At 67.4% G+C, this 20,144-nt stretch carries 20 protein-coding genes; 8 read left to right on the top strand and 12 right to left on the bottom strand.

Annotated features, from left to right (window positions below; genetic code table 11):
- Window positions 1-10: 10 nt before the first annotated feature.
- Window positions 11-1,198, bottom strand: coding sequence for an acetyl-CoA C-acetyltransferase (locus tag ACLQ7E_RS02225; protein WP_411730918.1), 1,188 nt, complete (start codon window positions 1,196-1,198; stop codon window positions 11-13).
- Between the two features lie 53 nt (window positions 1,199-1,251).
- Between ACLQ7E_RS02225 and ACLQ7E_RS02220 the strand changes: the two genes are divergently transcribed.
- From ACLQ7E_RS02220 to hrpB, 4 genes are all read left to right on the top strand, one after another.
- Window positions 1,252-2,043 (top strand): alpha/beta fold hydrolase, encoded by a 792-nt coding sequence (locus tag ACLQ7E_RS02220; protein ID WP_411730917.1) that lies wholly within the window; start codon window positions 1,252-1,254, stop codon window positions 2,041-2,043.
- A 317-nt stretch (window positions 2,044-2,360) separates the two neighbouring features.
- Entirely contained in the window at window positions 2,361-3,152 is a 792-nt protein-coding gene (locus ACLQ7E_RS02215) for an ABC transporter ATP-binding protein (RefSeq protein ID WP_411730916.1), read from the top strand.
- Window positions 3,149-3,883 carry an ABC transporter permease gene (locus ACLQ7E_RS02210; RefSeq protein ID WP_411730914.1) on the top strand — a complete coding sequence of 245 codons (735 nt, stop codon included), beginning with the start codon at window positions 3,149-3,151 and terminating at the stop codon, window positions 3,881-3,883. Before ACLQ7E_RS02215 ends, ACLQ7E_RS02210 begins: the two co-directional genes overlap by 4 nt.
- Window positions 3,884-3,910: 27 nt before the next feature.
- Window positions 3,911-6,574, top strand: a complete 2,664-nt coding sequence (hrpB, locus tag ACLQ7E_RS02205; RefSeq protein WP_411730913.1) for an ATP-dependent helicase HrpB — start codon at window positions 3,911-3,913, stop codon at window positions 6,572-6,574.
- A 46-nt stretch (window positions 6,575-6,620) separates the two neighbouring features.
- Here the strand turns inward: hrpB and ACLQ7E_RS02200 are convergent, their stop codons facing one another.
- A complete protein-coding gene (locus tag ACLQ7E_RS02200) occupies window positions 6,621-7,082 on the bottom strand; it encodes a hypothetical protein (RefSeq protein ID WP_411730912.1) in 462 nt (153 codons plus the stop codon).
- 64 nt (window positions 7,083-7,146) lie between these two features.
- Window positions 7,147-7,977 (bottom strand): SDR family NAD(P)-dependent oxidoreductase, encoded by an 831-nt coding sequence (locus tag ACLQ7E_RS02195; RefSeq protein WP_411730911.1) that lies wholly within the window; start codon window positions 7,975-7,977, stop codon window positions 7,147-7,149.
- 459 nt (window positions 7,978-8,436) lie between these two features.
- Between ACLQ7E_RS02195 and ACLQ7E_RS02190 the strand changes: the two genes are divergently transcribed.
- Window positions 8,437-9,438 carry an intradiol ring-cleavage dioxygenase gene (locus ACLQ7E_RS02190; protein ID WP_411730910.1) on the top strand — a complete coding sequence of 334 codons (1,002 nt, stop codon included), beginning with the start codon at window positions 8,437-8,439 and terminating at the stop codon, window positions 9,436-9,438.
- Window positions 9,439-9,669: 231 nt separating this feature from the next.
- Here ACLQ7E_RS02190 and ACLQ7E_RS02185 read toward each other — a convergent pair whose 3' ends face one another.
- From ACLQ7E_RS02185 to ACLQ7E_RS02170, 4 genes are all read right to left on the bottom strand, one after another.
- The gene (locus ACLQ7E_RS02185) at window positions 9,670-10,044 is read right to left on the bottom strand and encodes a hypothetical protein (protein ID WP_411730909.1); all 375 of its coding nucleotides are present in this window, start codon (window positions 10,042-10,044) and stop codon (window positions 9,670-9,672) included.
- Window positions 10,045-10,142: 98 nt separating this feature from the next.
- Window positions 10,143-11,375 (bottom strand): acyl-CoA dehydrogenase family protein, encoded by a 1,233-nt coding sequence (locus tag ACLQ7E_RS02180; RefSeq protein ID WP_411730908.1) that lies wholly within the window; start codon window positions 11,373-11,375, stop codon window positions 10,143-10,145.
- Window positions 11,376-11,463: 88 nt separating this feature from the next.
- The gene (locus ACLQ7E_RS02175) at window positions 11,464-12,102 is read right to left on the bottom strand and encodes a GNAT family N-acetyltransferase (protein WP_411730907.1); all 639 of its coding nucleotides are present in this window, start codon (window positions 12,100-12,102) and stop codon (window positions 11,464-11,466) included.
- On the bottom strand, window positions 12,089-12,772 hold the full coding sequence (locus ACLQ7E_RS02170) for a TetR family transcriptional regulator (protein WP_411730906.1): 684 nt from the start codon (window positions 12,770-12,772) through the stop codon (window positions 12,089-12,091). Before ACLQ7E_RS02170 ends, ACLQ7E_RS02175 begins: the two co-directional genes overlap by 14 nt.
- A gap of 158 nt (window positions 12,773-12,930) precedes the next feature.
- Between ACLQ7E_RS02170 and ACLQ7E_RS02165 the strand changes: the two genes are divergently transcribed.
- Window positions 12,931-13,419, top strand: a complete 489-nt coding sequence (locus ACLQ7E_RS02165) for a hypothetical protein (RefSeq protein ID WP_411730905.1) — start codon at window positions 12,931-12,933, stop codon at window positions 13,417-13,419.
- Between the two features lie 36 nt (window positions 13,420-13,455).
- Here the strand turns inward: ACLQ7E_RS02165 and ACLQ7E_RS02160 are convergent, their stop codons facing one another.
- The 3 genes from ACLQ7E_RS02160 to ACLQ7E_RS02150 all read right to left on the bottom strand — a co-directional run bounded on the left by ACLQ7E_RS02160 (window position 13,456) and on the right by ACLQ7E_RS02150 (window position 16,797).
- Window positions 13,456-14,952, bottom strand: coding sequence for a DHA2 family efflux MFS transporter permease subunit (locus ACLQ7E_RS02160; RefSeq protein ID WP_411730904.1), 1,497 nt, complete (start codon window positions 14,950-14,952; stop codon window positions 13,456-13,458).
- 93 nt (window positions 14,953-15,045) lie between these two features.
- Window positions 15,046-16,032 carry a PhzF family phenazine biosynthesis protein gene (locus ACLQ7E_RS02155; RefSeq protein WP_411730903.1) on the bottom strand — a complete coding sequence of 329 codons (987 nt, stop codon included), beginning with the start codon at window positions 16,030-16,032 and terminating at the stop codon, window positions 15,046-15,048.
- 201 nt (window positions 16,033-16,233) lie between these two features.
- A complete protein-coding gene (locus ACLQ7E_RS02150; protein WP_411730902.1) occupies window positions 16,234-16,797 on the bottom strand; it encodes a hypothetical protein in 564 nt (187 codons plus the stop codon).
- Window positions 16,798-16,980: 183 nt separating this feature from the next.
- Here ACLQ7E_RS02150 and ACLQ7E_RS02145 point away from each other — a divergent pair, with 183 nt between their 5' ends.
- The gene (locus ACLQ7E_RS02145; RefSeq protein WP_411730901.1) at window positions 16,981-18,075 is read left to right on the top strand and encodes a mechanosensitive ion channel family protein; all 1,095 of its coding nucleotides are present in this window, start codon (window positions 16,981-16,983) and stop codon (window positions 18,073-18,075) included.
- A gap of 14 nt (window positions 18,076-18,089) precedes the next feature.
- Here ACLQ7E_RS02145 and ACLQ7E_RS02140 read toward each other — a convergent pair whose 3' ends face one another.
- A complete protein-coding gene (locus ACLQ7E_RS02140; protein ID WP_411730900.1) occupies window positions 18,090-18,755 on the bottom strand; it encodes a YqaJ viral recombinase family protein in 666 nt (221 codons plus the stop codon).
- A 186-nt stretch (window positions 18,756-18,941) separates the two neighbouring features.
- On the opposite strand from ACLQ7E_RS02140, the gene ACLQ7E_RS02135 reads away from it, so the two are divergent.
- Window positions 18,942-19,790 carry a sugar phosphate isomerase/epimerase family protein gene (locus tag ACLQ7E_RS02135; protein ID WP_411730899.1) on the top strand — a complete coding sequence of 283 codons (849 nt, stop codon included), beginning with the start codon at window positions 18,942-18,944 and terminating at the stop codon, window positions 19,788-19,790.
- Window positions 19,791-19,830: 40 nt separating this feature from the next.
- Here ACLQ7E_RS02135 and ACLQ7E_RS02130 read toward each other — a convergent pair whose 3' ends face one another.
- Window positions 19,831-20,091, bottom strand: coding sequence for a thioredoxin family protein (locus ACLQ7E_RS02130; RefSeq protein WP_411730898.1), 261 nt, complete (start codon window positions 20,089-20,091; stop codon window positions 19,831-19,833).
- Between the last annotated feature and the right edge of the window lie 53 nt (window positions 20,092-20,144).

Here is a 20,144-nt window from a genome sequence, read left to right as displayed (position 1 = left end):
ACGTGTGAAATCAGGCCCGAAGGATCAGGGCGTCGCCTTGGCCGCCGCCGCCACAGAGGGAGACCACCCCGGTGCCGGAACCTCTCCGGGCCAGTTCCATCGCCTGGTGCAGGACCAACCGTGCACCGGAAGCACCCACCGGGTGTCCCAACGCAATGGCCCCGCCCTCCAGATTGATCTTGGCGGGATCCACGCCGAGATCCTTGGCCGATTGCAGCACCACCGAGGCGAAGGCCTCGTTGATCTCAATCAGGTCCAGGTCCGCGACGTTCAATCCCTCCTTGGCCAAGGCGGCGAGGATCGAGGTGCTGGGCTGGGAATGCAGCTGGCCATCGGGGCCGGCGGTCTGCCCATGGGCGCCGATTTCGCACAGCCATCCCAGTCCCGCACGGCGGGCTGCGCCCTTGGAGGCAACCACCACGGCGGCGGCCCCGTCCGAGAGCTGTGAGGATGAGCCGGCGGTGATCGTTGCCGCCGGATCCTTGGAGTATGCGGGGCGCAAGGCGGACAGCTGTTCTTCGGTGGTACCCGGGCGCACGCCCTCGTCGCCGGAAACCACCACGTCCGCGCCGCGGCGCTGCGTTACGGTGATCGGAGCGATCTCGGCGTCAAGCTGCCCACGGGCAGCCTCCGCCCGCCGGTGCGATCTGGCCGCAAGGGCATCCTGGTCGGATCGCTTGATCCCCAGCTTGGCATTGCCTGCCTCGGTGGCCGAACCCATGAGCTCCCCGGTGAACGGGTCAGCAAGGCCATCATGGTTCAGCGAGTCCTCCATTGGTTTGTCTCCCATGGCCAGCCCGGTGCGGATCCCGCGCACCAGATGCGGAGCATTGGTCATGGATTCCTGACCCGCTGCAACAATGAATTCGGCTTCTCCGGCACGGATCATCCGAGCAGCATCGATCACGGCCGTCAGCCCTGACAGGCACAATTTGTTGATGGTCACGGTGGGCACGTCCCAGCCAATGCCCGCCTTCAGTGCTGCCTGGCGCGCGGGGCCTTGGCCGGTTCCGGCCAAGATGACCTGGCCCATGATGACGTGGTTGATGTGGGCTGCCGGAACCCCGCTGCGTTCCAGGGCAGCGGTGATGGCATGGGCGCCCAGATCGACGGCGGACAGCGAGGAGAGTGCCCCGCGGAACTTTCCAAAGGGCGTGCGTGCCCCGGCAACAATCACGGGAGTCAGGTCGTCATTCATGGGTGTTTCCTTCGCTTGGGAAAAGACCGGTTCGGTGCCATAAGCTCAATATCATGCCCCACGCAGTGAACCCGGTTGATGCCCAGACTATCTACTATGACGCCAGCGACACAGGGGCCCCACCGGTCTTGCTGCTGCACGGCTCCGCGCTCTCCCGCTCCATCTGGCGCGGGCTGGGGTACGTGAAAGCGCTTGAGCCCGAGTTCGACACCATCCGCATGGACCTTCGCGGGCACGGAAGATCAGGAAAGCCGCACGAACCGTCCGCCTACGCCATGGACCTGGTCCTGGAGGACGTCAAGGCCGTGCTGGCGGCGACCGGACACGAGTCGATCCACATCGTGGGCTACTCCTTCGGCTCGCGCGTGGGCCTGTCGCTGGCCGTCAAGAACCCGTCCATGGTCCGCTCCCTGACCATGCTCGGAGGCACCCACGCGATCGAGGCGCAGCACATCAGCACGCTCTTCTTCGAGGGTTACCTCGAGGCGCTCAAGACGGGTGACATGAACGCGTTCATTGTCGGCATGGAAGCCGGTGGCGGGAAGCTCGATCCGGCAACCCGGCTTGCCTTTGCCTCCAACGACGCCCTGGCGCTGGCAGCGTACTTCGAATCCACCGAGGCCGGCAGCGCTGTCAGCGAAACCCTGCTCCACCAGCTGGCCACCCCGACGCTATTGATGACCGGAACCCGGGATGTGCCGCGCATCGACCACTCCCGGGTCATGGCCTCGGTGATGCCCAAAGCCCGTCTGGTGGAGCTGGAAGGGCGCACCCACGGTGGAACGTTGTTCCCGCCGCAGCCGATCCTGGATGAAGTGTTGCCGTTCCTGCGCGCGAATTCCTGAGCGCTCCGGCCACCGGGAGCAGTGGCCGGGACTGCCCTTCTCTGTCCGACGCCGTGTCGACCAAGGTCATCGGTGCACGCACTGGAGGATCCTTCCGCGAGCGTGACCTCGCGCACCGCGGAGCGGAAACCAACGGAACTTGATCCGTCGGGCTCGTTCACCATGTGCTCCTGAAAGGACTGCCGGGTTGGTTCGGCGCCTCTCGGGGGCCCAGCCTGAGCCTGACACAGCGCTGTCCGAAAAGGGAATGCAACGCTCACGGGAAGCATGGTCATTTGCCCCTTGACCGGGGATGGAACTGCGGGAAGACTCGTGGAATGGACGATCCATCGGCGGCAATCTCGATCACCGGGTTGAAGGTCTTGCGCGGGAAGAACCTCGTGTTGTCCGGCCTTGACCTGCTGGTCCCGCGTGGCGAGGTCGTGGGGCTGCTCGGTCCAAGCGGCTGCGGGAAGTCCACCTTGATGCGTTCGATCGTGGGCACCCAAATCATTTCCGACGGACAGGTGACGGTGCTGGGGGACACCGCCGGGTCCGCGGCGCTGCGCCACAGGGTGGGCTACATGACCCAGGAGGCCAGCATCTACGACGACCTGCCGGTGGCCGCGAACCTGTCTTACTTCGCCAGGATCGTCGGCGCCCCGGCCGCCCAGGTTGCCGAGGTGATCGAGCGCACCGACCTGGGATCGGTGGCCAAGAACATGGCCGCGGACCTCTCCGGGGGCCAGCGCAGCCGCCTCTCGCTGGCCATCGCGTTGCTGGGCGAACCCGAATTGCTGGTCCTGGACGAGCCCACGGTCGGGCTGGACCCGGTGCTGCGCGTGGCGCTGTGGAAATTGTTTGCCGAACTTGCCGCCGAGGGCGTGACGCTGCTGGTTTCCAGCCACGTGATGGACGAAGCCACCCGATGCGACCGCCTGCTGCTGATGCGAGAGGGCGAGATCATTGCCCAGGAAACACCGGCGGGCCTGCTGGAGCGCACCGGAACCACGAACGCCGAGGATGCCTTCCTGGCGCTGATCCGCGGTGCACGGGATTCCGGGGCGCCGGACTCCGAGCCGAGCGAAGCGCATGTTCCCAAGCACCGTGCCACGGGAGGGACCCCATGAACATCCCGCGCATCCTGGCCACGACCGCGCGCGTGCTGAACCAGGTGCGCCACGACCACCGCACGCTGGCCCTGTTGCTGCTGGTCCCCGCGCTGCTGGTGGGCCTGGTCGCCTGGATCTTCACCGACACCCCGGTCTTCGGAAGAATCGGCCCGGCGATGATCGCGCTCTTCCCCTTCATCGTGATGTTCCTGGTCACCTCCATCGCCACGCTTCGGGAACGGCGCAGCGGCACCCTTGAACGCCTGCTGTCCCTCCCGCTGGGCAAGGCCGACTTCATCCTGGGATACGCGCTGGCTTTCGGGGTGCTGTCAGTGGTCCAGACTGCGATCGCCGTGGGCTTTGCCGTGTGGGTCTGCGGGCTGGAGGTCGCCGGGAACCTGGGGCTGCTGTTCGCCGTGGCCATCGCCGACGCGCTGCTGGGGACCTCGCTGGGCCTGCTGGCCAGCGCCTTTGCCCGCAGCGAATTCCAGGTCGTGCAATTCATGCCTGCGTTCGTCTTCCCGCAGATCCTGCTGGGCGGAATCTTCCTGCCCCGCGACCAGCTGCCAGATGTCCTGGAGGGAATCGGGGACTGGCTGCCGCTGAGCCACGCCATCGATGCGCTGAACGCCGTGGCCCGGGACGACCAGGACGCGCAATACATCTGGCTGCGGATCGGGTTCGTTGCCGCTTGGATCCTGGCTGCCATCGTCGTGGGATCGATGACGCTGCGCCGCCGCACCGCCTGACCACGGGCGGCGCGGCAACACTGGATAATGGGGCAGGTGAGCACGCAGCGGATCCGGCCAGAAAAGCCCCGGCAGAACAACGACTTCGACCTGGCAGCCATCGGCCAGGGGTTGGTCTTTGCCCAATCCCTGCCGGAGCTTGCCGCTTCGCTTGAGGCCGGCGGGGCATCCGGCACCGCGGTCATTCAGGCCCCGCCGGGCACCGGGAAGACCACGCTGGTTCCGCCCCTGGTGGCCAACCTGGTGGGTGCGCGGACCGGGGGAGAAGCCCGCATCCTGGTCACCCAGCCGCGCCGCGTTGCCGCCCGATCCGCCGCCCGCCGCCTGGCCTCCCTGGATGGCAGCGCCCTGGGCACCCGCGTGGGATTCACCGTGCGCGGGGAAAACACCACCGGTCCGGGAACCCTCATTGAATTCGTGACGCCGGGCATCCTGCTGCGCCGGCTGCTGGCGGACCCCGGGCTGGAATCCATTGACGCGGTCATCATCGACGAGGTTCACGAACGCGGGCTGGAAACCGACCTGCTGCTGGGCATGCTGCGTGAGGTCCACGAACTGCGCGGGGACCTCACGCTGGTGGCGATGTCGGCAACCCTTGACGCCCCGCTCTTTGCCCAGCTGCTGGGCGATGCCACAGGGACGGGAGCCGCCCCGATCATTGACTGCCCCGCCGCGCTGCACGCCCTGGAAACCCGCTGGGCACCTGCGGCTGCGCCCCGGCTGACCGACCGCGGGGTCTCGCGCACCTTCCTCACCCACGTGGCCGCAACCGCCGCGGCCGCCCACGCCGAGGCGCTGGCACGGGACAAATCCATCGATGCGCTGGTGTTTGTGCCCGGTGCCTGGGAAGTGGCCGACGTCGCCGCGCAGATCCGCGCCCGGGCGAGTGACACCGAGGTGCTGGAATTGCACGGGCAGATCATTCCCGCGATGCAGGACCGTGCCGTTTCCGGGCGCGAACCCCAGGGAGCGCCGCGCATCATCGTCTCCACGTCGCTGGCCGAGTCCTCACTCACCGTTCCCGGGGTGCGGTTGGTCATCGACTCGGGGCTGGCCCGCGAACCGCGCCGGGACGCCGCCCGGGGGATGAGCGGGCTGGTCACGGTCTCCGCTTCGCGGGCCTCGAGCATCCAGCGTGCCGGCCGTGCCGCGCGCCAGGGGCCGGGCACCGTGGTGCGCTGCTTTGCCGAAAAGAGCTTTGCCGCGGCCCCCGCACATCCGCGGGCCGAAATCACCGTGGCGGATCTGGCCTCCGCGGCCCTGGTCCTGGCTTGCTGGGGCGCACCGGGAGGTGCAGGATTGCACCTGCCCGAGCCCCCGCCGGCCTCAAGCCTCGAGGCGGCCACCACGGTGCTGGCCCAGCTGGGCGCGATCGACGAGGCCGGGCACGCCACCGTGCTGGGCCGCCGTCTGGCCTTGATCCCGGCCGACCCCCGGCTGGGCCGTGCCCTGCTTAATGGAGCCCCGCTCTTGGGCGCCGGGCCGGTCGCACAAATTGTCGCCCTGCTGGCCGGGGACTACCGGGCCCAGGCCGCCGACCTCGGCGCGCTGCTGGCTGCCCTGCGCAACGGCCAACATCCGCAGGCAGCCGCCTGGAAACGCGAAAGTTCGCGCCTGGAGCGGATCGCCCGGCAGGAAACAAGCTCCAAGGGAGCGGGAATCGACGCAGCGACAAACCTTGCCTCCGGTCTCGAGCTTGGCCTGGTGACCGCACTTGCCTATCCGGGGCAGGTGGCCCGCAGGGTCGAAAACGCCACCGGCACCACCTACCTGCTGGCTTCGGGGACCCGCGCGGGCCTGCCGGCCGGCAGCCCGCTGGCCCACCACCCTTGGATTGCCGTCGCCGAGGTGGCCCGGGCCGCGGGCCGCGACGCGGCAGGCACCGGGGCCTTGATCCGCGCCGCCGCCCCCATCGACGCGGGCACGGCCCTGCTCGCCGCATCCCACCTGGAAACCGAGGCCGTCAATACGGTCTTTGCCAACGGCAAGCTGTCCGCCCGCAAGGAACACCGACTCGGCGCCATCGAACTTTCCAGCACCCCCATGCCCCCCACCCGCGCCCAGGGCCGGGACGCAGTGTTGGTCGCGTTGCGGGAGCGGGGACTCGGGATGCTGAAATTCTCCCCCTCGGCGCAACTGCTGCGCAGCAGGCTGGGTATGCTGCACCGCGAACTCGGCTCCCCGTGGCCGGCCATGGACGACGCGTCGCTGCTGGATGCTGCAGATCACTGGCTGGCCCCGGAACTCGAGGCGCTCGCCGGGGGAAAATCCCCGGGCTCCCTGGACCTCACCGACGCTCTGCGCCGCCTGCTGCCCTGGCCCGAGGCCACCGCCATGGATGAACTGGTCCCCGAACGCCTCGCGGTGCCCAGCGGGTCCAAGATCCGCATCGCCTACCCGGGAATCGACGAGCCGGAAGCCCCGCCGGTCGTGGCGGTGAAACTGCAGGAGTGCTTCGGGCTGGCGGTCTCCCCGGCGCTGGTGCGCGGCCGGGTGCCGGTGCTCTTCCACCTGCTTTCCCCGGCCGGCCGGCCGCTGGCCGTCACCGATGACCTGGCGTCCTTCTGGTCCGGCCCCTACACGCAGGTGCGGGCCGAGAACCGGGGCCGCTACCCCAAGCACCCGTGGCCCGAGGACCCGTGGACCGCACCGGCAACCAAGCACGTCAAGAAGCGGATGGCCGGCGCGTAGGACCCAAGGTTCCGGCATCCGCGGCGAATCACCGAACGGTTGTTGCCTAGCGCTGCCTGGTGCGGCGAAGGGCCCCAACGACGCCGGTTGACCACGCGGCCCACATCACCAAAAGTGGCTGGAAAAACAGGCGCGACAGCCTGGCCGCATCGCTATCCAGCCCAAAGGCCTCCCGGCGTTCAAGGAACTGGGCGATGTTGCCGGGAAAGACCGCGACGAAGAACGCGGCCACGGCCAATCCCACGGGAACGCGATGGCGCGGCAAGGCAATGAGCGCGGCTCCGAGCCCAATCTCCGCCACGCCCGAAGCGACAACCACGGCGTCCCTGTCGGCCGGCACCCAATCGGGAACCAGCGACCGGAACTCCCTGCGGGCAAAACTCAGGTGGCTCACGCCGGCAAAGGCCAGTAATGAACCGAGGATAATGCCTGCAACCCGGCGTTTAGCGGGCAAGGGTCCTGCAGAAGCGGTCAGTATCCGCAGACGGTCCTTAAATCGAAGAGTCATTTCTGAAACCTAGCACGCGGCCTCGGGTGTTCACCCCGGAACCCCGGCACCCCTGCCGGTGGGATCACCCGATCTGGAGGAGTTTCTCGGTCAGATTCCACAGATCCCGGGAAAGCGGCGCATCGTTGGCCTGCGGATTGGTTTGCGCGACCTTGCGACGGGTGAAGAACTCGCCGGAGGGCCAGGTGCTTCCGCTGTCCTCGGCGGCAAGCCAGATCAGCGTGTCGGCGCCCTTCTTCGGCGTTGCGAGGAACCTGGAGAGGAACCTATTGCCGTAGATGCCTTCCATTGATGCGCCGGGGGCGCGGGAAAATCCTGTGCTGACGATCCCCGGGTGGAATGCCGCGGCGGCCAGGCCCTGCGCACCAAAGCGCCGCTGCAGTTCGCGCGTGAACATGATCTGTTCCAGCTTGGCGTTTCCATAGGCGCGATTGGGATCGTAGTTGCGCTCGGCATTCAGGTCGGAAAAATCCACCTTGCCGTATAGCCGATTTGCCACGCTGGAGGTATTGATGACCGTCGCCTGCGAGGCGATGAGGCGTTCAAGAAGGAGATGGGTGAGGAGAAAAGGGGCAAGATAGTTGACTTGGAAGGTCATCTCGAACCCGTCGGCGGTCTGCTGGCGGACGGGAGTGAAGATGCCGCCGGCATTGTTTGCCAACACGTCGATACGCGGGTATTTCTGGAGCAGCAATGCCGCCAGGCCCCTGACCTCGTCGAGATCGGAGAAATCAACGAGGTAGTGATCGGCGCGGATATCCCGGGCGACGGCAGCGGTTTTTTCCCTGTTCCTGCCAACCACGACCACTTCGTGTCCCATGCGGCCGAGCGCGCGTGCAGCCGCCGCCCCGATCCCATCGCTCGCTCCGGTGATGACGATCGTTCGCCGTTGCATATGGGTGCCTTTCGCCGAGGATAGGGAGGGACAACCCCACTCCGAAGCCTACGCGGCCAGTGCCGGCGGCCGGCGCAGCGCACGGGAAGGATACGAAGTAAGGCCCCGGATCCGGCCTACCGCGGACGTGCGCCCGCAACGCATGCTCCGACAGCGTGGTCCACCGTCCGGGGGCGCCCCAAAAGCCGGATACCCGATTCCGTCCAGCACGACAACCGGCCGGGCGCAGACGCGGACAAACCATGTGCCCAGCCAATGTTACTGGCGGTGACCCTCAGTGAAGAGCCGATGGCAAGGAGACTGGCCCTAGGTGTACGGGAACGCGGAACCCGTCCGCCACCAAGCCACATGGCTCGTTCTGGGCGGGGCCACAGCCGTGACAAATCCCTGACTTCTAATGTATTCATCAAATGACAGCGCTCCACTCAGGGGCCAACCCAGAACCAAGGACCCAAACCCATGGACACCCAGCACACGAACCGGCCAGCGACTTCGGGCCACCCGAGCTACAAGGGACGGGCCCTGCCGCGGCCAGGCGAGGACCTCGAGGACCAGGGGCTCGGCTTCGATGTCCAGACGCTGCTCGGGCGCCGCAGCGCGCTGAAGGCCTTCGGGGTCGGCGCCCTCGCCCTGGGCCTGGCCGCGTGTACTGCCACGGGCACGACGGGAAACGCCGCAGGCGCCTCGGGCACCTCAGCGGGGGAGATCCCCGACGAAACAGCCGGCCCCTACCCGGGCGACGGGTCCAACGGCCCGGACGTGCTTGAGCAAAGCGGCATCGTGCGCAGCGACATCCGCTCCAGCTTTGGGGATGCCAGCGGCACCGCCGCCGGTGTGCCCATGGTCCTGGAACTGAACATCAAGGACCTGGCTAACGGTTCGGCGGCCTTCGCTGGCGTCGCCGTCTACGTGTGGCACTGCGACAGGGACGGAAACTACTCGATGTACTCGCAGGCCGTCGAGCAGGAGAACTACCTGCGGGGCGTGCAGGTCGCCGATGCGAAGGGCGCCGTGCGCTTCACCAGCATCTTTCCTGCCTGCTACACCGGGCGCTGGCCGCACATCCACTTCGAGGTCTACCCCGACGCGGCATCGATCACCGACTCGGGCAACGCCATTGCCGTCTCGCAGGTGGCCCTGCCCGAAGACGTTTCCGTGATGGTCTACGCGGGCGCCGGGTACGAGTCCTCGGTGAAGAACCTCGCCCAGGTGTCCCTGGAAAGCGACAACGTCTTTGGCGACGACGGCGGGGCCAGCCAGCTGGCGACCGTCACCGGGGACACCGCCACCGGCTACAAGGTGGTGCTGGATATTGGCGTGGATACCCGCACCGCGCCGACCGGAGGGGCGAGTCCCGGCGGGGGCGGTGCCCCTGGCGGCGGCGGTCAGGGCGGAACGCCACCCAGCGGCGGACCCGGCGGAACCCCGCCGAGCGGTGCGCCCGGAGGCTCCGACAGCTAAATTGTCGGGGCCCAGGGCCCAGGGGAGGGCAAGGCCTGCCGCATACACGGCGCAGCCGACCACAAGACCGGCCGGCACCTGTGTGGAGGTGTGGTCCTTCAGCTCGATGCGCGACCATCCCACGGTTGCCGCAAGGGCAAGGGCAAGCGCCAACGCGGGGCCAACCTGCCCCACGGGTGTCAGGAGCTCCAACGCCACATAGGCCGCCACCGCGCTGTGGACCGAAAGCTTTCAGACGAGGTTTGCCAGCAGACACACGAGCAGATCCAGGAATATGGTTCCCACGGCACTGAAAAGACTTGGGGGAGCGTCAAATACGAAGAGCAGCAGGGCGCCGACCACCAGAGAGGTTCCGGCCATCGCCATCACCGGTGCTCGTTGCCGGCGATCGCCGACGTGGTGATCGGTGATCTTTCCGCGGTGCTTCATCCATAGCAGCACGCCAAAGGGCAGTCCCGTCACGAAGAAGAAGGCAACCAGGGCCTGGGGCCAGCTGGTTCCCGGCGTGAGAAACGGCTGCGGCAGCAACAGCACGCTCACCAGGATCGCCGGGGACAGGATTTCGGTCACGTACCGCGCTGCCGGCGGCGTGGGAGTTTCGCTCATCCAATGATCATTCGAAAGATCGTCGATCGGCAGCGGGTCGTGGCGGGAAGCGCTGATGGCAAGGGCACCGCAGCGGTGCCCTTGCCACGGCCGTGATCCTAGGCGAAAGCGGAAATGCCGGTGACCGAGCGGCCGATGATCAGCGCCTGCACGGTCTCGGTGCCCTCATAGGTGTGGATCGCCTCGATGTCGGCGATGTGCCGCGCCACCCGGTGCTTGAGCAGGATGCCGTTTCCGCCGAGCAGGTCACGGGCGTTGGACGCGATGCCGCGGGCCAGACGCGTGCAGGTGAACTTCGCCAGCGATGCCTGCACCGGGGTCAGCGTGCCTGCCTCTTCGCGGCGGGTGGCCTGCATGACGGTCAACTGCATGGTGGCAAGCTCCGAGTGCATGCGGGCCAGGCGTTCCTGCACGATCTGGCTGGCTGCAAGCGGCCGGCCGAACTGGATGCGCTGGGCCGCGTACTGCACGGCCGTCTCGTAGCAGGCGGTCGCGTGTCCCACCGCCGACCAGGCGACACCCAGGCGCGTGGCGAAGAGGACCTTGGAGGTGTCCTTGAAGCTGTTGGCTCCGGGCAGCACGTGCGAATCCGGGACAAAGACGTTCTCCATGCGGATATGCGCCTGCCAGATCGCGCGCAGGGACAGCTTGCCCTCGATCGTGGTGCCGGTGTAGCCCTCCCACTCCTGCTGCACGATGAAGCCGCGGACCTTGTTCTCCTCATCGCGCGCCCACACGATGGTGATCCCGCCGGTGGATCCGTTGCCGATCCACTTCTTCTCGCCATTGATCCGGTACCCGCCATGAACGCGCACCGCGCGGGTTTCCAGCGAGACGGAGTCCGAACCGTGGGTGGGTTCGGTCAGGGCGAAGGCGCCGAGCACCTCGGCATTGGCCAGCTTGGGGCCCCAATGAGCAATCTGTTCGGGGGATCCGCACTCGGTGATGGAGCGCAGGGCCAAGCCTGCCTGCACGGCGGCAATGGTGCCCACCGAGCCGTCGGCGCGGGAGAGCTCCATATTCACCAGTCCGGCGGCCAGTACGCTCATCTCCGGGTAGCCCTCGAGGGCGAGCCCGTCGCGCAGCAAATCCAGCTCGCCCAGGCGCTTGGCCAAGTCCAGTGGGTAGTCGGCGGCGTCCCAGTACTTGTCGATGACCGGGCGGACCTCCTGAAGACCGAAGGCACGGGCGCGGTCCCAGTATTCGCGGTCCGCGGCATTGACATCTTCGAACAAGCCGGCCGGGTCGACATCAACCTCGCCCCACAACTCGTACTCGGGTTCAACGACACCCACGGGGAATTCGGTGTTCAGGCTGGCTTCAATGCTCATGGCGTGGCTGGTGCCCTTTCGATGTCGACGGAAATGTCGCTAGGGCACCAGCATACTGGAACTCAGTGTCAGGTCAAGGCACTGCGTTTCATTTGGTGGGTTGTGCCTGCCATTCGGTCTCAAGCAGTGCGTAGCAGTAACCGTCCATCCAGGTGCCATCACGGTGCAGGGCGCCTGCCACCAGGTGAGCCTCCCGGCGCATCCCGAGGCGTTCCATCAGCTTCCACGAGCGTACATTGGCACTGAAGCAACGCGCATGGACTCGGTGCAGACCCAACTCCTCGAAACCTATTCGCAGCGCCGCAGCCACTGCCTCGCTGGCAAGTCCGCGCCCGGAGAAGGCCGGATTCAATGACCAGCCAAGTTCCGCCTCGGCGCTCATGGCGGCATTCTTGGATTCGGTCTGGGACCAGGCATCCTGACGGCGAATCACTACCTCGCCCACGACGTAGCCATCAAACTCCACCACCACCAGCCGCTCGCGAAGATGCGCAGGGTCATCATAGGAAACCCGGTACGACGCAAAGTCGTCCCATGTGGTGGTGACCCACCGCGAGACCTCCGGCAGTTGCCGGTAGGTCCATGTTGCCTCGGCATCCCGGGCAGCCGCCGGGCGCAGTTCCAAGCGCTCGGTGATCACCGGCCAGGGCAGCACATCGCGCAACGTTGTTGTCGTGTGCGGTCGTGCCTCGGTTGCGCGGGCGGTCTGTTGCTCAGCTCCTGACATTATTCAAGGCCTCGCGTACCTGGGAGAGCACCGCCTCGGTGTCCGGGGCGCCGCCGGCGATGGTGATGACCACCGTGGTCGGCTCCGGGGCGGGAACCGATTCCTGGGGTTCGAGCACCGGAGCGTACAGGGCGCCGAGTGCGTTCAGCTCACTCTCGAGCTCCGGGCGGCGGGCCTCCTCGGGGTGGCGCAGCCAGCGGCGCAGGTGGTCGTTGTGCACCGCGACCACTCCGGACGCGAAGGCAATGCACATGGCCCGCCCGTGAGCCAGCGAGTACAGGCCCCGATCTCGCAGGTGGTTGCGGAAGACGCGCTCATAGCGGTGGATGGAGACCAGCTCCCGGTCGCGCAACGAGGGCACATCCAGCAGCAGCCGGTGGCGCAGCTCGGCGGCCTCGGGCCGGGCGGTGTGCTGATCAAAGACCGTCAGTCCCGCGTTGACCAGGGAGCGGACCGGGCCCGCGGAGGAGGTGGCAAGCACCGTTTCCAGGTGGTGGATGATGGTCTCCATGTCGGCGAAGACCATTTCCTCCTTCGAGCCGAAGCGCCGGAAGAAGGTGGAACGAGAGATGCCCGCAGCCTGGGCCAGCGCGTCGACACTGGTGGCGTCGAAGCCCTTTTCCACAAGCAGGCGCAGCGCGGCATCGGGAACCGCGGAGGAGGTGATCATGAACGCGAATCTAGCACGCCACCCGTTTCCCCCACCCCCTGGAGGACGCCGGATTGCGCGAATGTGTTTCAAGCCACAGGCCGTGCCGGCACCCACACTTGCCCCGCGCCACACCGGGGGAGCTCTAGCCGTGGCGGAGGGCCAAACCATAGGGTGGGGTGAGAAGTAGCAGAACCGCGACCCACGACCAGGAGAAAAACACCATGGGCTTCAACATTGCCAACGCCGCACTACGACTCGTCTCGGGTGCCTACATCCTCAACAGCGGCATCGGGAAGCTGCGGATGCCCGCCGAATCCGCCGAGGGCCTGCAATCCATGACCGCCAACGCCATCCCGCAGGTCAACAAGATTGAACCCGCGCTCTTCGGCAAGGCGCTGGCAGCCGGGGAAATCGCCGTGGGCTCCGCCCTGCTCACCCCGTTCATCCCCTCGCGCATGGCCGGCCTGGGACTGGGCGCCTTCGCGGCAGGGCTGGTCGCCACCTACCTGAAAACCCCGGGGCTGACTGAGTCAGACGGCATCCGCCCGACGCCCAACGGGGTGCCGATGGCCAAGGACTTCTGGCTCGCCGGCATCGCCATCGCCCTGGTCTTCGGCCGCGGCAAGCACAAGACCAAGATCAAGGAAGTCGCCGCCAAGAAGTAGTCCCCGTGCCGCGCCCGCGAGGGGGCGCGTGCGGGGTCAGTTCCTGCGCGCGCCCTTGCGGAACATCGCGGCCAGCAGGGCCGCGGCCATGGCCACGATCCCCGGCAACAGCAGCGCCTGGCCCAGGGCCAGGGAGAAGGCCTGGTGCAGGAACTCGGGCACTGCGGCCCCGGTTCCCGGCTCGGCCAGGGAGCCTGTCACCACGGAGGCGGGCCCGTCGGCGGCAAGCGCCGCAACCGCCTTTTCGGATTCCGCCGCGATGCGCGATTCCATCATCAGCGCGATCAGCGCCGAGCCCAGCACCGCCCCTACCTGCCGAGTGGTGTTGTAGACCCCGGATCCGGCACCGGCATCCGCCTGGCCCAGGTCGCGGGTGGCGGTCAGCGAGACCGCGGGCCAGATCATGGCGGAGCCCAGCCCCATGAACACCGGCGGGAGCAGCAAGAGCCAGAACGGGGTGTCGGCGCGCAGCACCAGTCCGTACCAGGTGATCGAGGCGCCAAAGAGGAAGAATCCGGGGATTGCGAAGTACTTGGCCTCCACCTTCCCGACGTTCTTGCCGATCACCGGGGCCAACGCGCCGGCAACGACCGCCATGGGCGCGAGCATCAGGGCCGAGAGCGTCGGGGTGAGACCGCGCACCGACTGCAGGTAGAGGATCATCGGGAAGCTCATGGCGGTGATCGACAGGCCCATGAAGGCGATGGCGACGTTTGCCAGCGAGAAGTTCCTGTCCCTGAACAGGCGCAGCGGCACCAGCGGCTCGGCGCGGGTGGCGGCCTGCCACCAGATGAACAGCCCCAGCAGCACCACTCCGCCACCGATCAGGTGCCACGATCCGAGGGGTCCCAGGAATGGGCCCCATTGATGCGTGTTGCCCTCCTGGATGCCGAAGACCAGGGCGAACATGGCCACGGCGCTCAGGCCCACGCCCAGCCAGTCGAACGAGTGCGAATGGCGCTCAAGTTCGGGCACCTTGAGAAGCACCCGCCAGATCGCCAGCACGCCGATGGGCACATTGACGAAGAAGATCCATTCCCAGCCCAGGGTGTCGACGAAGATGCCGCCCAGGATCGGGCCCACCAGCGTGGCGATGCCCGCCACCGCGCCCCACAGGCCCGTGGCCGCGCCACGCCGGGCATAGGGGAACATCCGGGTAATGAACGTCATGGTCTGCGGGCTCATGAGCGAGGCGCCCAGTCCCTGCACCACGCGCGCAACGATCAGCGTGGTGACGTCGCCCGCGAGCCCGCACCACAGCGAGGATACAGTGAAAACGACCAGGCCGATGAGGTAGATGGTGCGCGGGCCGAATCGATCTCCCAGCCGCCCGGTGATCAGCAGCGGCACCGCGAACGCCAGCAGGTACGCGCTGTTGACCCAGATGACGCCGTTGATGTCGGTGTCCAGGGAGTTCATGATCGCCGGCATGGCAGTGGAGACGATGGTGGAGTCCACCGGGATCATGAAGAAGCCGATGGCCAGCGCCCACAGGGCACCCCACGCACGCTTGTCCGCTTCGGTATCCGCCACGCGCTGGTTCACATTCACCGCCCGAGTTTACGCCCGGGCGCAGCGCAGCAACAGACACTTGAGCCGCACCTCACAGTGCACTGTTTTTTGCGCCTAGGGCAGGTTGACGACGCCGTCGATGCAGGTCACCGAATGCCCGGCAATCCACACGCCGGCGGCGTCGGAATCCACGTGCAGGATCGCCGATCGGCCCAGCCGCGTTCCCTGGCGCACGGTGTAGGAGGCGGGGGCCAGGCCGGTCCCGGTGAGCCACTCGCCGAAGCCCGCATTCAGGGATCCGGTGGCAGGGTCCTCCTGCAGGCCCTCGCCGGGGCAGAAGGCGCGCACCTCGTAGTCGGCCGGCGCCCCGGTGACGACGTTGCGGAAACGCTGGGCGCCGCGGCGTTCGTCGGCGGCGGAAACGGGGCGCAATTCCTCGCGCGCACCTGCCGGACGGGCCTCGGGCACATTCGGGTCGTAGGAACGGGCGGGAACCCCGCCGACGGTGTGCGGGCCGATGACCCCGATCTCCAGCCCGGCAAGGGCCGAATAATCAGGCTCCAGGGAGAGCACCAGGTCCGCATCGCGCAGCAGCAGCCCTGCCCAGTTCGGCCCGTTGACCAGCCATTGGTGCGCCAGCACGTCCTCGCGCTTGATGCCCAGCCCGCCCAGCGCCCATTCCAGCACATCGTCTTCGAGCTCGCCGGTGCGCATCAACGGCGGGGCCTTGAACGCCAGGGACTCGGGGTCCTCGCCGGGGACGCGGCGGACCTCGATGAGCCCGGCCCCGCATTCCTGGATCAACCCGGCGGGGTTCTTGGGCACCCCTCCGGCCTCGAGCCAGGCGTGCGCAGCCCCCAGGGTGGGGTGTCCGGCGAAGGGCAGCTCGGTGGTGGTGGTGAAGATCCGTGCCCGGTAGTCGGCGTCCGGGTGCGTTGCCGGCAGCAGGAACACGGTCTCGGCGAGGTTGGTCCAATTGGCGAAGCCCAGCATCTGCGCATCGCTGAGCCCCTCGCCGTCAAGCACCACGGCCAGGCCGTTGCCGGTGTAGGGGGAGGAGGAGAAGACGTCTACTTGCTTGTACGGGCGGGCAATACTCATGGATGAATCGTGTCACATCCGCCTGCGCCGCGTCCCGGATGACGCCGTTTTGTCATCCAAGTCCCGCGGCCGCGTCCCCGTTGCGCCCCCTTGGCCGGGGCGGGGCGGGGCGGGGCGGGAAAGGCGTGCAGGGAAAGGGCACCGGCCCGGCGCCACGAGACCGTGGTGCCGGACCGGTGCCCGCGGGGTTCCCGCACCCCCCTACCAACGATGGGCCACATCGATCACCAGGCGGCTGGTCCCGTCGGTGCCGGTGAGCACGAAGGTGCGGAACGGCAGCCGGGCGCGGACGCCCAAGCCGAAGGAAGTCTGCCCCTCATAGCTGCCCAGGAACGCGATTTGCCGGAAGGTGGTGTATCCGGAAACGTTCTTGGCGTTGGTCCGGTTGGCCGGGTTGTAGGTGGGGACCCCGGAGCTGGTGTAGGCCGGTGCCTTCACGATGATGCGCAAGTCCGCGGCCCCTGACAGCGGGACCAACTTGCCCTGTCCCTCGGTGTAGACGGCGTTGACGTAGCGCACGTCGTAGCCTTTCACCTTGCCCTTGAGGTCGATGACCATCCGGTCAAAGCAGGCGTGGCGGCCGGTGCGGACGTTGGTGATCGTGGCGGACGAGTATCCGGCGACCGAGTCGGCGACCGAGCCCCACATGATGCCGCAATACGGTGCCGTGACCGCAGTGGCGGTTGCCGCGGGGGAAACGGGGGAGATGCCGAGTCCCGCAATGAGTAGTGCGCCGGCCAGGCCGGCGGTGATCCTGGATTTCATGATGTTCCTCGCTAGGGGCGAAATTTCGGGTGGAGGTGGGTGGTGAAATCAGCATGCGCGCCGGGAAATGGCGCCGCAAGGGGGGTTATGCACAATCGATGGCATTGCAACACACAGGAGATATGACGGACGTCGTACGGCGATATCCAGCGCTCGCCCATGGGCGTATGACAACCTGTTGATATGCAGATCTTTGCCACCGGAACATTGGACGACGCCCTGAACGAGGTTGTGGAGAACACGAACGCATTACCGGAGACCATCCGACCGTGGGTTGTGGTTGCAATCGGGTTACTGGCCGCCGTGCTCATCACCGTGGTCGTGTCGTTCATTCTCAACCGCATGCTCCACCGGATCCAGGGGCTTGCACCCGATCGGCGACTGCGGCGGATGCCGCTGCTGCTCACCCTGGCCTTCTCCATCACCAAGATCGCCGTGGGGGTGTCCTTCGCCCCGAACCAGTGGGTCACCCTCTGGCAGTTCCTGCTGCTGCTGGGACTGATCAGCTCCATCGCCTGGCTGCTGATCGCCGCGATGGGAATCCTGGAGGACATCCTCCTGGCCAAGTATCGCGAGGACGACGGGAACCCCCGGCGACTGGCCAAGATCCAAACGCAGGTCGGACTGCTGCGCCGGGTGGTCGGCGCATTGATCATCACCCTGGCGGTTGCAGGGGCCCTGCTCACGATTCCCGAGGTCAGGGCGCTGGGCGCCGGACTGTTGGCCTCGGCCGGCCTGATTTCCGTGGTCGCGGCGCTCGCCGTGCAATCCTCGCTGGCCAATGTCTTCGCCGGGCTGCAGATCGCCTTCACCGATGCGATCCGGGTCAACGACACCGTGGTGGTGGAGACCCAGCGAGGATCCATCGAGGAAATCACGCTCACCTACGTGGTGGTGCTGTTGCTGGACGGGCGACGGCTGATCATCCCCTCGACCTACTTCACCACGACCCCGTTCGAGAACTGGTCGCGCCGAAGCACCGAGATCAGCGGTTTCGTACTGCTGGACTTGAACTGGAACGCGCCCATCGAGCACCTGCGCACACGCACCGAGCAATTGCTCGCCTCCACCGATTTGTGGGACGGGCGCACCGGAAACCTGAACGTGACCGATGCCATCGGCGGCATCCTGAAGATCACGATTGCGCTCAGCGCCAGGAACCCCGGGGACCTTTACGACCTGCGAAACTACGTCCGCGAGCACCTGATCGCCGAATTGGGCAGGGACTATCCCGACACGCTGCCCAAGCCCATGATGCCGGGCGCGACCCCGGCCTGACCGCCCGGCCGTACTTAGAGGTGCAGCGCGGCAGGTCCGTAATCCGCGCGGTCCCGGGCCGCGGCGGTGCGTTCGCGCAGGATCGCCACCATCTCGTCGGCCTTGGCGATCAGGTCCCTGATCGCCGCATCGTCCCGGTCGACCCAGCGGGTCAGCGGTTCGGCATGGGTCGGGACGAAGTCCTTGTGCGGCTCCCATACAAAAAGCGTGCGTTCGGCGCCGAGCACGTATTGCTGCCAGAACACCTGCCGCAGGTAGTTCCGCGGGATCGTCTTGAACGGCTTGTTGGTGGTCTTGATTTCCGCCAGCTCCACGCGCCCGGCCTCGCGGATCCCCAACCCGTCGGGGGTGGCCAGGTGGATGTGGTTCTCCGCCGCGTGGAAGAGCTGGGTGGAGGGCATGATCCCGAAGTTCTCCTGCACCCATGCGGCGATCACCGGTTCGCGTGCCCGTCCGTGGTCGGTGTACGGGTTCCCGCCGAAGCCAGAACCGTGCAGCTTGTCCCAGGCCGCCGACTGGATGGACTTCGGGGTGGAAAGCTTGGCCGCGTCGGTGGCGGTGATGCCCTGCGAACGGGCCCGCAGCCACGCGATCCGGTCCGAGGAATCGGCGACGATGCGTCGAAGGCAGGCGGCGGGGGCGGGTTCAACAGGCGAGGGGATCACTGACCCATTGTTCACAATAAATCCCCGCACCGCGAACCGGCGGCGCGCCGCGGACCCTCGGCCGGGCGCCGGCGCCACCGTGCCCGCCCCCGCACTGGCAGGGGCAGCGGGCCGCACGTAGCATTGGCACCAGGGACGTTGGCGCATCTTCGGCGCCCGCGGACAAACGCAACGGATACGCCGAGGCAAGGGAGAACCACCATGGAACGCAGTCTTGGCGTCAGCACCCGGGTGTGGACCCCGCGGCTCACCGACGCATCCCTCGCCGAGCTGGCGGCACATGCCGCACGCCTGGGTTTCGACGCCATCGAGCTGCCCCTGGAAAACCCGGGCGACTGGGATGCCGCTGCCGCCCGCGAGCTGTTGGACCGCCATGGACTGGCCCCGGTGCTCGTCGGGGTGATGACCCCGGGCCGGAACCTGGTTGCCGCCCCCGAAGCGGAAATCACTGCCACCCAGGAATACCTGGGGGCGTGCATCGATGCGGCCGCCGAGCTCGGCGCCATCACGCTCGCCGGTCCGCTCTACGCGTCGCCCGGGCGCACCTGGGCGATGACCGAGTCCGAACGAGAGGCCGCCTACGCGCAATTGCGCACCAGCCTCGCCCCGCTGGTTGACCGTGCGGTGGGCCGCGGCGTCACCCTGGCCATCGAGCCGCTCAACCGCTACGAAACCAGCTTCATCAACACCGTCGATCAGGCCTTCGACGCCCTCGAGCCACTGCTGGGCCCGGGCCTGGGCATGCTCCTTGACAGCTATCACATGAACATCGAGGAACGGGACATCGCTGCGGCCATCGCCCGCGCCATGGGGCACATCGCGCACGTCCAGGTCAGCGGGAACGACCGAGGGGCGGTTGGCGCCGACCACTTCGATTGGCACGGCTTCATCCACGCGCTGGACCTGGCCGGCTTCACCGGGCCGCTCTGCCTCGAATCGTTCGTGCCCGGCAACGCGTCCATCTGGCGGCCGCTGGCCAGCAGCCAGGATGCGCTCGCGGCCGACTCCCTGGGCTACCTGAGGAACCTTCAGGCCGGCGGGTTGCGCTAGCGCGCCACTGCCGCGAGGTGAGGGCCGGCAGCCCGTGGAGCTAGTCCAGGGCCAGCGCCGCGGCGGCCAGCACCTGCTGCACGCTGGGCACCCCGGAGGCCCGGAACACCTCGGTGCCCTCGCGGAGCACCACCAGCGTCGGGGTCGACACGATGCCGGCGGATTCGGACGTCTCGAGGTTCGACGGCACATCGACCTCCCGGAAGTGTGCCTGCGGCAGTAGTTTTTCCGCGCTCCCGAGCACGGAGCGGGCACGCACGCACGGTGCGCAAAAGGCGGAGGTGTAAAGGACGAGTTCCATCACCGGGGTACAACCGTCGCCAGACGCATTCGATTCCCGCCAGCCACCCATTG

Origin of the sequence: Paeniglutamicibacter sp. (assembly GCF_046714615.1) — a bacterium.
GTDB lineage: Bacteria > Actinomycetota > Actinomycetes > Actinomycetales > Micrococcaceae > Paeniglutamicibacter.
This window is presented reverse-complemented; position numbering and strand designations above follow the sequence as displayed.

What these genes read in the sequence shown, in the direction of transcription:
- ACLQ7E_RS02185 (WP_411730909.1), bottom strand. Translation starts at nt 10,044, where the DNA reads ATGAGCGAAACTCCCACGCCGCCGGCAGCGCGGTACGTGACCGAAATC.
- ACLQ7E_RS02135 (WP_411730899.1), top strand. Translation starts at nt 18,942, where the DNA reads ATGGAACGCAGTCTTGGCGTCAGCACCCGGGTGTGGACCCCGCGGCTC.
- ACLQ7E_RS02210 (WP_411730914.1), top strand. Translation starts at nt 3,149, where the DNA reads ATGAACATCCCGCGCATCCTGGCCACGACCGCGCGCGTGCTGAACCAG.
- ACLQ7E_RS02220 (WP_411730917.1), top strand. Translation starts at nt 1,252, where the DNA reads ATGCCCCACGCAGTGAACCCGGTTGATGCCCAGACTATCTACTATGAC.
- hrpB (WP_411730913.1), top strand. Translation starts at nt 3,911, where the DNA reads ATGGGGCAGGTGAGCACGCAGCGGATCCGGCCAGAAAAGCCCCGGCAG.
- ACLQ7E_RS02150 (WP_411730902.1), bottom strand. Translation starts at nt 16,797, where the DNA reads ATGAAATCCAGGATCACCGCCGGCCTGGCCGGCGCACTACTCATTGCG.
- ACLQ7E_RS02155 (WP_411730903.1), bottom strand. Translation starts at nt 16,032, where the DNA reads ATGAGTATTGCCCGCCCGTACAAGCAAGTAGACGTCTTCTCCTCCTCC.
- ACLQ7E_RS02145 (WP_411730901.1), top strand. Translation starts at nt 16,981, where the DNA reads ATGCAGATCTTTGCCACCGGAACATTGGACGACGCCCTGAACGAGGTT.
- ACLQ7E_RS02200 (WP_411730912.1), bottom strand. Translation starts at nt 7,082, where the DNA reads ATGACTCTTCGATTTAAGGACCGTCTGCGGATACTGACCGCTTCTGCA.
- ACLQ7E_RS02190 (WP_411730910.1), top strand. Translation starts at nt 8,437, where the DNA reads ATGGACACCCAGCACACGAACCGGCCAGCGACTTCGGGCCACCCGAGC.
- ACLQ7E_RS02180 (WP_411730908.1), bottom strand. Translation starts at nt 11,375, where the DNA reads ATGAGCATTGAAGCCAGCCTGAACACCGAATTCCCCGTGGGTGTCGTT.
- ACLQ7E_RS02175 (WP_411730907.1), bottom strand. Translation starts at nt 12,102, where the DNA reads ATGTCAGGAGCTGAGCAACAGACCGCCCGCGCAACCGAGGCACGACCG.
- ACLQ7E_RS02215 (WP_411730916.1), top strand. Translation starts at nt 2,361, where the DNA reads ATGGACGATCCATCGGCGGCAATCTCGATCACCGGGTTGAAGGTCTTG.
- ACLQ7E_RS02195 (WP_411730911.1), bottom strand. Translation starts at nt 7,977, where the DNA reads ATGCAACGGCGAACGATCGTCATCACCGGAGCGAGCGATGGGATCGGG.
- ACLQ7E_RS02225 (WP_411730918.1), bottom strand. Translation starts at nt 1,198, where the DNA reads ATGAATGACGACCTGACTCCCGTGATTGTTGCCGGGGCACGCACGCCC.
- ACLQ7E_RS02170 (WP_411730906.1), bottom strand. Translation starts at nt 12,772, where the DNA reads ATGATCACCTCCTCCGCGGTTCCCGATGCCGCGCTGCGCCTGCTTGTG.
- ACLQ7E_RS02130 (WP_411730898.1), bottom strand. Translation starts at nt 20,091, where the DNA reads ATGGAACTCGTCCTTTACACCTCCGCCTTTTGCGCACCGTGCGTGCGT.